The organism is Flavobacterium sp. Sr18, assembly GCF_011064265.1.
In the GTDB taxonomy this organism is placed as follows: Bacteria; Bacteroidota; Bacteroidia; order Flavobacteriales; family Flavobacteriaceae; genus Flavobacterium; species Flavobacterium petrolei.
Genome location: NZ_CP049329.1, coordinates 588,629 through 600,739, shown reverse-complemented (window position 1 = coordinate 600,739; position 12,111 = coordinate 588,629). Strand labels below are relative to the sequence as shown.

Annotated in this window: 9 protein-coding genes and 3 tRNA genes; 9 read left to right on the top strand and 3 right to left on the bottom strand. The window is 33.5% G+C overall.

Annotation, left to right across the window (positions count from 1 at the left end; translation table 11 throughout):
* The first annotated feature begins 40 nt into the window (after window positions 1-40).
* A complete protein-coding gene (locus G7A72_RS02710; RefSeq protein WP_113665633.1) occupies window positions 41-1,309 on the top strand; it encodes a lipopolysaccharide assembly protein LapB in 1,269 nt (422 codons plus the stop codon).
* A 342-nt stretch (window positions 1,310-1,651) separates the two neighbouring features.
* Window positions 1,652-2,725, top strand: coding sequence for a hypothetical protein (locus G7A72_RS02705; protein WP_165151328.1), 1,074 nt, complete (start codon window positions 1,652-1,654; stop codon window positions 2,723-2,725).
* A 24-nt stretch (window positions 2,726-2,749) separates the two neighbouring features.
* Here G7A72_RS02705 and G7A72_RS02700 read toward each other — a convergent pair whose 3' ends face one another.
* Complete coding sequence (locus G7A72_RS02700) at window positions 2,750-3,511, bottom strand: C40 family peptidase (protein WP_113665635.1); 762 nt, start codon at window positions 3,509-3,511, stop codon at window positions 2,750-2,752.
* A gap of 72 nt (window positions 3,512-3,583) precedes the next feature.
* Window positions 3,584-4,762: an acetyl-CoA C-acyltransferase gene (locus tag G7A72_RS02695; RefSeq protein WP_165151327.1), complete on the bottom strand. Its 1,179-nt coding sequence runs from the start codon at window positions 4,760-4,762 to the stop codon at window positions 3,584-3,586.
* A gap of 227 nt (window positions 4,763-4,989) precedes the next feature.
* Here G7A72_RS02695 and G7A72_RS02690 point away from each other — a divergent pair.
* The 3 genes from G7A72_RS02690 to G7A72_RS02680 all read left to right on the top strand — a co-directional run bounded on the left by G7A72_RS02690 (window position 4,990) and on the right by G7A72_RS02680 (window position 5,262).
* Window positions 4,990-5,073, top strand: a tRNA-Ser gene (locus G7A72_RS02690).
* 20 nt (window positions 5,074-5,093) lie between these two features.
* Window positions 5,094-5,168 (top strand) — tRNA-Pro (locus G7A72_RS02685).
* 20 nt (window positions 5,169-5,188) lie between these two features.
* Window positions 5,189-5,262 (top strand) — tRNA-Arg (locus G7A72_RS02680).
* A gap of 879 nt (window positions 5,263-6,141) precedes the next feature.
* Here the strand turns inward: G7A72_RS02680 and G7A72_RS02675 are convergent.
* The gene (locus G7A72_RS02675) at window positions 6,142-7,080 is read right to left on the bottom strand and encodes an alpha/beta hydrolase (RefSeq protein WP_165151326.1); all 939 of its coding nucleotides are present in this window, start codon (window positions 7,078-7,080) and stop codon (window positions 6,142-6,144) included.
* Window positions 7,081-7,504: 424 nt separating this feature from the next.
* Here G7A72_RS02675 and G7A72_RS02670 point away from each other — a divergent pair, with 424 nt between their 5' ends.
* The 4 genes from G7A72_RS02670 (at window position 7,505) to uxaC (ending at window position 12,100) form a co-directional block, all read left to right on the top strand.
* Window positions 7,505-8,953, top strand: coding sequence for an MFS transporter (locus tag G7A72_RS02670; protein ID WP_206531528.1), 1,449 nt, complete (start codon window positions 7,505-7,507; stop codon window positions 8,951-8,953).
* Between the two features lie 100 nt (window positions 8,954-9,053).
* Window positions 9,054-9,890 (top strand): 5-dehydro-4-deoxy-D-glucuronate isomerase, encoded by an 837-nt coding sequence (gene kduI / locus G7A72_RS02665; RefSeq protein WP_165151324.1) that lies wholly within the window; start codon window positions 9,054-9,056, stop codon window positions 9,888-9,890.
* Between the two features lie 6 nt (window positions 9,891-9,896).
* Complete coding sequence (locus G7A72_RS02660; RefSeq protein WP_113665641.1) at window positions 9,897-10,682, top strand: gluconate 5-dehydrogenase; 786 nt, start codon at window positions 9,897-9,899, stop codon at window positions 10,680-10,682.
* Between the two features lie 17 nt (window positions 10,683-10,699).
* Entirely contained in the window at window positions 10,700-12,100 is a 1,401-nt protein-coding gene (uxaC, locus tag G7A72_RS02655; RefSeq protein WP_165151323.1) for a glucuronate isomerase, read from the top strand.
* Window positions 12,101-12,111: the final 11 nt, after the last annotated feature.

The window sequence follows — 12,111 nt, the reverse complement described above, 5'->3', positions numbered from 1 at the left end:
AAGAAAAACAAGAATAATTATTAAACAAACAGAGAATATTATGAAAGGTAAATATGTATTACTAGCATCAGCGTTATTGATATCAGTAGCTACTTTTGCTCAAAAGGATCAAATTAAAGCAGCTGAAAAAGCGCTTAAAGGTGGGAAATCTCAAGAGGCGGTAACCATTTTGATGGAAGCAGAATCTTTAATAGCTAATGCTCCAGATGCTGAAAAAGCACAGTTTTTCTTTGTAAAAGGAAACGCTTTATTGGATTTAGCAAACAAGAATGTTGATGCCAGTACGAATCTTTCGCTTGCTGCAAAAGCATATCAAGATTTAATTGCAGCTGAAAAAGCTTCTGGGAAAGTAAAATTCTCAACGCAAGCCTCAGCTTCAATTACAGATATTAAATTCAAATTAATTAATAGTGCAATTGCTGATTCAAAAGTGGATAAACATTCAGATAGTGCTAAAAAATTATATGATGCTTATTTGTTAGACAAAAAAGACACTATTAATTTGTATTATGCTGCATCTACTTATGTTAATGCTAAAGAGTATGACAAAGCGCTTGAGTTGTATGATAATTTGAAAACGTTAAACTATTCTGGAAAAGGAACAAGTTATTTTGCAGTAAATAAGTTAACAACACAAGAAGATTTTTTTACGACTGTTCAGGAGAGGGATAGAATGGTGAAATTAGGAACACACGAAAAGCCAAGAACTGAAGTTGTTCCTTCTAAAAGAGGTGAAATTTACAAGAATATGGCTTTGATTTTAGTTGAAAAAGGTAAAACCGAGGAAGCTAAAAAAGCAATCTCTGAAGCGAGATTAGCAAATCCTGAAGACACATCTTTGACTTTAACTGAAGCTAATCTTTATTTAGAAACTAAAGATTTTGACATGTATAAAAAATTAATCGCTGAAGTATTGGAAAAAAATCCAAACGACGTAGAATTGATTTTTAACCTTGGAGTATTAAGTGCTAATGCGAAGAACACGGATGAAGCGGAGAAATATTACAAAAAAGTGATTGAAATTAACCCAAAATACATCAATGCTTACATCAATCTAGCTGCAATGAAGTTAGAGAATGAAAAAGCAATTATTGATGAAATGAACAAATTGGGTACATCCACAAAGGATATGAAGCGTTATGATGATTTGAAAAAGAAAAGAGAAGAACTTTTTAAATCAACGATTCCTTATCTTGAAAAAGCGGTTGAATTAGATTCTAAAAACGAAGATGTTGTTAAAACTCTTTTAGGGGTTTACAGTGCTTTAGAAATGACGGCAGAATACAAAGCATTAAAAGCAAAAATGTAAATTTTTTTTATAAAACACATAATTGCTTAATAAAAATACTTAAAGACCCTTTCAAAAGTTTATACTTTGAAAGGGTTTTATTTTTTGTATGATTTTTTTATTTAGTAGGAATAGTAATTAACAAGATAAAATAATGTAATTTTTAATTTGCTGATAATTAATGTGTTAAAAATGGGTAAATGTTATATTAAATAATTGTTACTATTTTTTTTGTAAAACAAAAATTTAATTATATTTTTAAATTACATTATGTTTAATTTTTAGTAATTAGGATGGACTTTAACCAGTATAACTCTTAAAATAAAATAAAATTCTAACTTTAAAACCAAAACCAATATTAATATGAAAAAGCATTACTTTTCGATTATCTTCTTATTATTTTTTTCAATAGTATCATTTGCTCAAAAAAATCAAATAAAGGCAGCTGCAATAGAGTATAATAGTGGTAAATTTCAGCAAGCAATAGATATATTAAATGGTGCAGAGTATTTAATTTTTAATGCGGAAGCAGTTGATCAATCGGAATTCTATAACTTAAAAGCTAAAGTTTTAACAGGTTTAGTAGAAAATAATATTGAACCAACTAAAAATGTTGCTCTCACAGTAACTGCTTATCAAGAGTTGATTGCGGCTGAAAAGGCATCAGAAAAATTTAAATATTCAGTTGCGGCATTAGAATCTATTAAAAAAATACAAAAGGATTTATTTAATAGTGCTCTTTCAGATGCTAAGGCTAAAAGGTTTTCAGAAGGGGCTAGTAAAATGCATACTATTTATTTGACTAACAAAAGAGATACTATAAATTTATATTATGCAGCTTCTTATTTTAGAGATGCTAAAGATTATAATCAGGCTTTAAAACTTTATGAAGAGTTGGATATTCTAAAATATTCAGGGAAGGGTTTAGATTATTATGCTGTTAATAAACAAAATAATGAAGATGAATTATTTAGTTCGGCAGCATCGAGAGATTTAACTATTAAATCAGGAACTCATATAAAGCCAAGGATGGAAAAATCCCCATCTAAGAAAATTGAGATATACACAACTATGGCCTATATGTATCTTGAAAAAGGAGATTTAGAAAAGGCAGAGAAATTTAATAACAAGATATTAGAGATCGACCCCAAAAATCCTGATTCCTATCTAAATTTAGCCTATTTAAAACTTGATGAGAAAAAAGAGATAATGGATCAGATGAGTAATCTTGGTACATCACCTAGTGACATGAAGATTTATGAACAGATGATAATTAAAAAGGATAATTTAATTAAAAAAGCTATTTCCTATTTGGAAAAAGGTAATGTAGAAATTCCTAAGAATCAAGATATTTCTAAATTACTATTGAATTTATACAGAGCACTGGATATGACGGCAGAGTATAATTCATTAAAAGCACGCATAGTTAATTTATAAACTAAAAAAAATAAAGATGCCGTTTTAAATAATTTTTTTAATCACTCTGAGTTTATGAGTGTGTTTATTTATTTCGGCATTATATATCCCAAGATGATCTAGTCTGTCTATTCGAACCTTTCCACTTGCATGAATGATATAATTATTTTCCATTATAATTCCAACATGGGTAATTGCTCCTTCATCATTATCAAAAAAAGCTAGGTCTCCAGGTTCACTTTCTTCAATAAAACTTAATGCCTCTCCTTGTTTTGACTGCTGTGAAGCATCTCTGAGTAATTTATAACCATTAAGTTTATATACCATTTGAGTAAATCCGGAACAATCAATACCAAAAGGTGTTTTTCCTCCCCACAAATAAGGAGCATTCATATACATAAAGGCTGTATTGATTAAGTTGCTTTTAGCTTTTTCACCACTGGTTTTAATTCCTTCAAAATCAAAATTAGCAACATTTATTTCATTGTGATTGATAAATGCTAACGAAGACCCAAGAGGAATAGGTATTAATAAGTTGTTTGGAGCAGTAACATATTCAATCAAATCAGAATTTAAAATGATAGCTTCTGTTGACAATCGCTTAAAGCTGGACTCTGAAATCGGTTGTAACTGTTTAGAGTCTATCCAGCCTTCGTAATCATCATATTGCATTCTGATGTAAGACCATTGCTTAAGTTGTTCTAAAATTTCAAAATGTTCCCCAAATAAAACTTGAGAAACAATTTCACTTTTGTCACTAGGTTCAAAGCGAAGCGGGATCATTGCTAGATTACAAATTCCGAACATTTAGATTGATTTAGAGTTAAGTAAAATGAGTTATAAGTTCAAAAACCCATAACTCATTAAATTTAGTATTAGTTATGCTTTTTCAATAACAATTGCCGAGGCGCCACCACCACCATTGCAAATTGCAGCAGCACCGATAGTTCCGTTATTTTGTTCTAAAACATTGATTAACGTAACAATTATTCTTACTCCAGAACAACCAAGGGGATGTCCTAAAGATACTGCTCCACCATTTACATTTACTTTGCTGTCATCTAAACCTAAAATTTTAGAATTAGCTAAGCCTACTACTGCAAAAGCTTCATTGAATTCAAAATAATCAACATCACTAATCGCTATTCCTGCTTTTTCTAATGCTTTTGGAATTGCTTTTGAAGGGCTTGTAGTAAACCATTTTGGTTCTTGCGCCGCATCAGCATAACCTTTAATGTAAGCCAGCGGTTTTAGTCCTAAAGCTAAAGCTTTTTCTTCGCTCATTAATACCAAAGCTGCGGCGCCATCATTTATTGTAGATGCGTTGGCGGCAGTTACAGTACCGTCTTTTGTGAAAACAGCATTCAATGCTGGTATTTTATCCAATTTTACGTTTGTAAATTCTTCGTCTTTAGAAACTATGATAGGATCTCCTTTTCTTTGTGGAACAGAAACAGGAACAACTTCATTATCAAATTTTCCAGCATCCCAAGCTTTTGCGCTACGCTCATAGGATTGAACTGCGTAGTTATCTTGGTCTTCACGGGTAAAGCTATATTCTGCAGCACATAGATCAGCACACACTCCCATAGCGCTGTTATCATAAGCATCAGTCAGTCCGTCTTTCTGCATTCCGTCTATCATGGTTGCTGGACCAAATTTAGTTCCAGTTCTTAAATTCATATAATGTGGAATCAAACTCATGTTTTCCATCCCACCGGCAACAACAATTTCGGCATCACCACATTGAATCGCTTGCGCGCCCAACATAACTGCCTTCATTCCTGAAGCACATACTTTATTTATTGTGGTACAGGCAACTGTATTAGGTAAACCGGCAAATATTGCAGCTTGTCTGGCAGGAGCTTGTCCTACGCCAGCTTGAACTACATTGCCCATAAATACTTCATCAATTAAATTTGGATCTAATTTTATTTTGTCCAATGCACCTTTAATAGCAACTGCACCTAATCTTGGAGCAGTAACTGTAGATAATCCCCCCATAAAACTTCCGATAGGTGTTCTAACGGCAGAAACGATAACAACTCTTTTGTTCATGACTTTCATAATGTTAGTTTATGTAGCAAATTTAAACTTTTTTATACAATTTCATATTTTGATACTGTGTTTATCTTTTTTAAATTTATTTTTAATCTATATGTTTGATATTGAAGTGTTTTTATATTAAAGACAAAAAATATTGAAAAAAAGCCCTGAAATACTTGTGAGAAGTCTAAAGATGTCTTAAATTTGCAACCGCAAAACAGACACGTTTTCTTGAGCATGGAGGGGTGCCAGAGTGGTAATGGAGCAGTTTGCTAAACTGTCATCGAGTAATCGGTGCCAGGGTTCGAGTCCCTGTCCCTCCGCTTTATGATTTATTGTTTTTCGGGGTGTAGCGTAGCTCGGTTATCGCGCCTGCTTTGGGAGCAGGAGGCCGCAGGTTCGAATCCTGCCACCCCGACAATTTTTTCCAAGAGTAATGGAGGCATAGCTCAGCTGGATAGAGCACCTGCCTTCTAAGCAGGCGGTCGAAGGTTCGAATCCTTCTGCCTTCACAACAAAACCCTTATAAACATCTGATTTATAAGGGTTTTTAAATTTAATTGCCTTTTCCGTTACCTTTTTTGGTTATTACTTAATTTTACTAAGGAATTTATTTTTTTTAGAAAATATGTTTCTTTTTAATAATTGTTATTCTTTTTAAATAAAATATTTTAAATGTTGAATAAAAAAAATCCCATTTCTGAAAGGCTATTTTTTAAATTTGATAAGACTATATTACGCAGTCAATTGATAAGATGAATTGTACTTTTCAATAGCCTTTATCCATTTTCGATAAATAAGCGCAGCCAGTTCATCTATTTTGTCTTCATTATCTTTATTGTATACTGCAAATTTATGGATATTGACCACCTGATTTAGGTGTACAATTTATCCTTAAAAACTACTAACTTTTTCATGTTTTTTGCACCATACATTCGTTAAAAAAAAAAACACGGATTACAGCAAACAAAATAACAGACATGAGTATAATTAGAAAAGTAATTAAATACTACTGAAACGTTAAAAGTAAGTAATACATAAGTAATTAGCTACCCCTTTCTAGAAATACGGTAAAGAAGTATATATCCTAATTTGAAGTCTTCAAATTAAGTATTGAAGTGATAAATGAAAAAACTGGTGCAGAACTGGAACTTTTGTTTTCGCACGATACAGTGGAATCAATCATTCCCAAATTATTCAAATTATATCCTTACTTCAAATAGGAGACATGAACAAAATCAAATTAAAACCTATAAAACAAAAAAACAGTAGTAAACATGAGCTCACTACTGTTTAAAAACTGAACTTTTTTCATTATTAATCTTGTGTTACTTTTCAGGACTAGATATTTCATAAAATAAAAAATAGAACTTTATAATTTAATCGATTATTCATAGGATGCCACGAAGCCAATTCTCGCAATCTTTAGTCCAATATTGACTAGTTTCTTTGACTCCCAGACCAAAACCGTGTCCGCCTTTTTCATACAAATGCAACTCTGCAGGGATCTTATTTTTTTTTAAGGCTAAGTAATAGTTGATGCTATTTTCTGCTGGAACCACTAAATCATCAGTGGCATGAATGATGAACGCGGGCGGTGTCTCAGAATTTACATGTTGTTCATTTGAGAATTTATCAATCAATGAAATGGACGGTGAAATCCCCAATAAATTATTTTGGGATCCTTTGTGTGTTATTTCATTATTCATGGAAATAACAGGGTAGATTAATATCGAAAAATCCGGTTTTGCACTCACGGAATCAGAAACTTGGTATATTTTTTCATTATAATGAGTAGATAAAGTGGCTGCTAAATGTCCGCCTGCCGAAAAACCCATAACTCCAATTTTGTCCTTATTTACTTTCCATTTTTCTACGTTGCGTCTGATGTATCTAATAGCTTCTTGGGCATCTTGTAAAGGACCAATTGTTTTATCTTTCATTATTTGTTCGTTTGGTAGTCTATATTTTAAGACAAAGGCTGTTATTCCTAAGGTATTTAACCATCGTGCTACTTTCGTTCCTTCTTTATCAATAGCTAAATGAGAATATCCGCCTCCAGGGAAAATCAGAACTGATGCTCCATTAGTAGAGGATTCGTTGGGTAGAAAAACAGAAAGAGTAGGAGTGATAACTTTACTACTGTTTTGGACTATTCCCTCTTTTGATATTTCTTTTTCCTGATAATTCGAATTATAAATAGCATCAGGTATTGCTTCCGTCCAAAGCGGTATTATTTGATCTTGAGCGTGTATCTGTGAATGTATGCCAAGAATAAAAAATATAGGTAATGCATAGCGACTTGCTTTTAGAATAGTATTAATTTTCATTGTATTTTTTTTTAAGGATTTATTTTTCGGTAGGATAAAATTTTAATGTCTTTTTTAGAAATCAATAGGTTATTGTTAATGCAGTTTAGATTTCCTAAAAGCTGAAACTATCGGTTTAATAGCTTTAACATTAATTTTCTTAAATGTGTAATTTAATATTGTTTTTTTTATTTTATGTACTTATTTAAGTTGCTAATTTAAAATAATATTCAAATAATTTGGATAATGAATATTAAAAAGTATATTTGTGCAATCGATTACATTTCATAGCATCTAAATTTATTCTCGAACAAAAAGGGTTCTTTAAATAAAGGAAAGACTTCATCGAGATTCATTTTAAAAAGAGATCAAATCTGCGGATAAACTGTTTTACGTAATAAGGATGCATTTTATATCGAAAACTAACTATTTTAAACATAACCAAATGATAAAGCAAACAAGTAAAAATATTGGAAACTACCGCTGGTCAATTTGTGGTTTACTTTTTTTTGCAACTACTATAAATTACTTGGACAGACAAGTGCTTTCATTGACATGGAGTGATTTTATTGCTCCAGAATTTCATTGGACCAACAATGATTATGGAAATATTACGGCATTATTTTCAATTTTTTATGCAGTATCATTATTGTTTGCAGGAAGATTTGTGGATTGGCTAGACACCAAAAAAGGATTTCTTTGGGCCATTGGGATTTGGTCTTTTGGAGCTTGTTTACACGCATTCTGCGGTATTGCAACAGCAGGGATTATTACTGGGGATTGGTTTGTTGGTTTTGAAGGAGCTAAAGAAGCACTTAGTACGGTGAAAGATACTGGACTGATTATCAATGTAAGTGTGACTTTATTTATTTTTGCCCGTTTTGTTTTGGCCGTTGGTGAAGCAGGAAATTTCCCTGCAGCTATTAAAACAACAGCCGAATATTTTCCTAAAAAAGACAGAGCTTTCTCTACAAGTATTTTTAATGCGGGTGCGACTGTTGGTGCATTGGCTGCCCCAATATCTATTCCGTTTATTGCAAAAGCGTTTGGTTGGGAAATGGCTTTTATTATCATTGGTGCCTTAGGTTTTGTTTGGATGGGATTTTGGGTTTTTATGTATGAAAAACCAGAGAAACATCTAAAGGTTAGTACCGCTGAATTAGAATATATCCAGCAAGATGATATTGCGGCCAGTAAATTAGAAGGATATGTACCAGAAACGAGCACCAAGGTAACTTTAATGGATTGTTTTAGATACAAACAAACATGGGCTTTTGCTTTTGGTAAGTTCATGACCGATGGCGTGTGGTGGTTCTTTTTGTTTTGGACTCCTGCGTATTTAAGCTCAGTTTACGGCATGGATTCCACCGAAGCGGCTTTGCCATTATTTGTATTATACATGATTACATTGCTTTCAATTATTGGAGGTTGGTTGCCCACTTATTTTGTTGAAAAGAAGGGGATGAATCCTTATGAAGGACGAATGAAAGCCATGCTGATTTTCGCTTTTTTCCCATTATTAGCTTTGATCGCGCAGCCTTTGGGCCATATTAGCTATTGGTTGCCCGTAATAATAATTGGTATTTCAGGAGCGGCTCACCAATCTTGGTCGGCAAATATCTTCACAACAGTAGGCGATATGTTCCCTAAAAAAGCAATTGCAACTATTACTGGTATCGGCGGTTTGGCTGGTGGTATTGGTTCCACGATGATCAACAAAGGTTCAGGCTTGTTGTTTGATTATACTAAAGAAACCAATATGGCTTTTATGGGTTTTCAAGGGATTGAAGCTGGATATTTTATTATTTTCTCTATTTGTGCCGTTTGTTATTTGACCGGTTGGTTGGTCATGAAAGCATTGGTGCCAAAGTATAGTCCGATTACTGATTTATAAGTCGGTTTTTTAAAATTAAGAGCTTTTTAGAGACAAAAAAATAGTACTTAAAGGAATATAAAGTATCTTTGTGTAATCGATTACATTAAAATAATATAACATGACAAATTTTTCTTTCAGATACGCTTCGAACCCTACGGACGTCAAGAAATATGGAACTGACGAATTGAGAGAGCAATTTTTAATTGAAAATCTTTTTGTTGAAAATAAAATACAATTGACCTATTCTATGTATGATAGATACATTGTAGGTGGAATAATGCCGGTTGGTAAAGAATTAAAATTAGAAACTATTCCGTATTTGAAATCAGAAAACTTTTTAGACAGACGGGAATTGGGAATTATCAACGTTGGCGGTAGCGGAACCGTTACGGTTGACGGCGTGGCGTATGAATTGCAAAAAAAAGAGGCGCTTTATGTAGGTCAAGGTTGTAAGGAAGTTATTTTTTCCAGTGCTAATGGCGAACAAGCTTTATTTTATATTAATTCGGCACCGGCACATACGAAGTTTCCAAATAAAAAAATTGGAAAAGAAGACGCTGAAGTCATTCAATTAGGAGAAGAAAAAACAGCCAACAAGCGAATTTTAAACAAACTGATTGTCAATAGTATCGTTGAAACGTGTCAGTTACAAATGGGACTTACGGAATTGTTGCCCGGGAATGTATGGAACACCATGCCTGCCCACACGCACAACCGACGAATGGAGGCCTATTTTTATTTTGATATAGAAGCACCACAAACGATTTGTCATTTCATGGGAGAACCACAAAATACCAGACATATCTTCATGCAAAACCACCAAGCCGTTTTGTCTCCGGAATGGTCTATACATTCTGGTGCAGGAACGTCAAACTATTCATTTATATGGGGAATGGCCGGAGAGAATTTAGATTATGGCGACATGGATATCGTTGCCCCAAATGAATTAAGATAAGAAACTATGAATTTATTTGATTTAAAAGGAAAAAGAGCACTGATAACCGGAGGAACGCACGGTTTAGGTTTGGCAATGGCGGAAGGTTTGGCAATTGCAGGTGCTGAACTTGTAATAACCGGTACAACGCCTTCTAAAATGGAGGAAGCACTGGCGTATTATTCTGGTAAAGGATATAAAGTTTCCGGATATTTGTTTGATGTTACCGATGAAAAAGCGGCGGCAGACAACATTGCATTAATCACCAAAGAATTAGGAGATATTCATATTTTAGTGAACAACGCCGGAATTATAAAAAGAGAATTGGCCATCACAATGCCGGTTTCTGATTTTAGAAAAGTGATTGATGTGGATTTAGTAGGCCCTTTTATCATGTCACAATTGGTTGCAAAGCAAATGATTGAAAGACAGGAAGGCAAAATAATCAACATTTGTTCCATGATGAGTGAATTGGGACGAAATAGTGTTTCGGCTTATGCTGCTGCAAAAGGAGGTCTGAAAATGCTGACTCGCAATTTAGCTACTGAATGGGCCAAATACAATATTCAAGTCAATGGAATTGGTCCTGGTTATTTTGCAACCACACAAACAGAACCTATACGAGTAGACGGACATCCGTTTAATGAATTTATAATCAACAGAACGCCGGCTGCACGTTGGGGAAATCCAGAAGATTTAGCGGGAACAGCTGTCTTTTTGGCTTCAAGAGCGAGTGATTTTGTAAACGGACAAATTGTATATGTAGATGGTGGAATATTGGCTACTATCGGAAAACCATCAAATGAAAATTAATAGTTAAGAAATTTATAATGAGTACACCATTTATAAACGACAATTTTTTATTAGAAAATAAATTTGCGGAAGAATTATATCATAATTATTCTAAAAATCAGCCTATAATCGATTATCACAATCACTTGTCGCCAAAGTTTATTGCTAAAGATAAAATTTTCGACAATATAACCCAAGTTTGGATCAATGGTGATCATTACAAGTGGCGCGCGATGCGTACGTTGGGGGTCAACGAACAGTTTATAACAGGTAACGGTTCAGATAAAGATAAGTTTATGAATTGGGCAAAAACAGTTCCGTATACCATGCGCAACCCTTTGTACCATTGGACGCATCTGGAATTAGCCCGTTATTTTGATATTCATGATTTGTTAAATGAAAAATCAGCTGAAAAAATATATATGGAGGCTTCCTCCAAAATAAATTCGGCAGAATACAGCACTCAAAATTTACTTCGAAAAGTAAATGCCGAATTTGTATGTACTACCGAAGATCCAATTGATACTTTAGAATACCATCAACAATTAGCCAAAAATCCTTTTGGGACCAAGGTTAGCACTGCCTTTAGACCGGATAAAGCGATTCTAATTTCGAATGATGGATATAATTCGTACGTAGACACTTTAGGTGAAGTTGCAGGAATTACGATTAGTTCTTATTCTGATTTGTGTACTGCGCTTACCAACAGGATTGACTTTTTTGATAAAAATGGTTGCAAACTTTGCGATCATGGTTTAGACCAAATTTATTTTGAAAATTTCACCGAAAGTGAAGTGAATTCAATTTTCAAAAAGAAAAGAGAGAGCAAGGAAATCAGTAATGAAGAAGCGTTAAAATTCCAAACCGCTATTTTATTATTTTTATCTGAAACATACCACCAATACGGTTGGGTACAGCAGTTTCACTTAGGAGCACTAAGAAATAATAATGAACGCATGCACCGTATTTTAGGCCCTGATACCGGATGGGATTCCATTGGAGATTATCCGCAGGCTCAAAAATTATCCCGTTTTTTAAACGCTTTAGATCGAAAAGATAAATTGACAAAAACCATTATTTACAATCTAAATCCTGCCGATAACGAAGTTATGGCTACGATGATTGGTAATTTTAATGATGGAAGCGTAAAAGGTAAAGTGCAGTTTGGATCCGGATGGTGGTTTTTAGACCAGAAAGACGGAATGACAAAACAATTGAATGCCCTTTCTAATATGGGATTGATTAGTTGTTTTATAGGAATGTTGACCGATTCCAGAAGCTTTTTATCGTTTCCAAGACACGAATACTTCAGACGTATTCTTTGTAATCTTTTAGGAGATGAAATCAAAAGAGGTGAACTGCCAAATGATATGGAATGGATTGGTAAAATGGTTTCGGATATTAGTTATAATAATGCCAAAGAATATTTTAAATTCTAATAATCAGATTC

What these genes read in the sequence shown, in the direction of transcription:
- uxaC (WP_165151323.1), top strand. Translation starts at nt 10,700, where the DNA reads ATGAGTACACCATTTATAAACGACAATTTTTTATTAGAAAATAAATTT.
- G7A72_RS02705 (WP_165151328.1), top strand. Translation starts at nt 1,652, where the DNA reads ATGAAAAAGCATTACTTTTCGATTATCTTCTTATTATTTTTTTCAATA.
- G7A72_RS02660 (WP_113665641.1), top strand. Translation starts at nt 9,897, where the DNA reads ATGAATTTATTTGATTTAAAAGGAAAAAGAGCACTGATAACCGGAGGA.
- G7A72_RS02675 (WP_165151326.1), bottom strand. Translation starts at nt 7,080, where the DNA reads ATGAAAATTAATACTATTCTAAAAGCAAGTCGCTATGCATTACCTATA.
- kduI (WP_165151324.1), top strand. Translation starts at nt 9,054, where the DNA reads ATGACAAATTTTTCTTTCAGATACGCTTCGAACCCTACGGACGTCAAG.
- G7A72_RS02710 (WP_113665633.1), top strand. Translation starts at nt 41, where the DNA reads ATGAAAGGTAAATATGTATTACTAGCATCAGCGTTATTGATATCAGTA.
- G7A72_RS02700 (WP_113665635.1), bottom strand. Translation starts at nt 3,511, where the DNA reads ATGTTCGGAATTTGTAATCTAGCAATGATCCCGCTTCGCTTTGAACCT.
- G7A72_RS02670 (WP_206531528.1), top strand. Translation starts at nt 7,505, where the DNA reads ATGATAAAGCAAACAAGTAAAAATATTGGAAACTACCGCTGGTCAATT.
- G7A72_RS02695 (WP_165151327.1), bottom strand. Translation starts at nt 4,762, where the DNA reads ATGAACAAAAGAGTTGTTATCGTTTCTGCCGTTAGAACACCTATCGGA.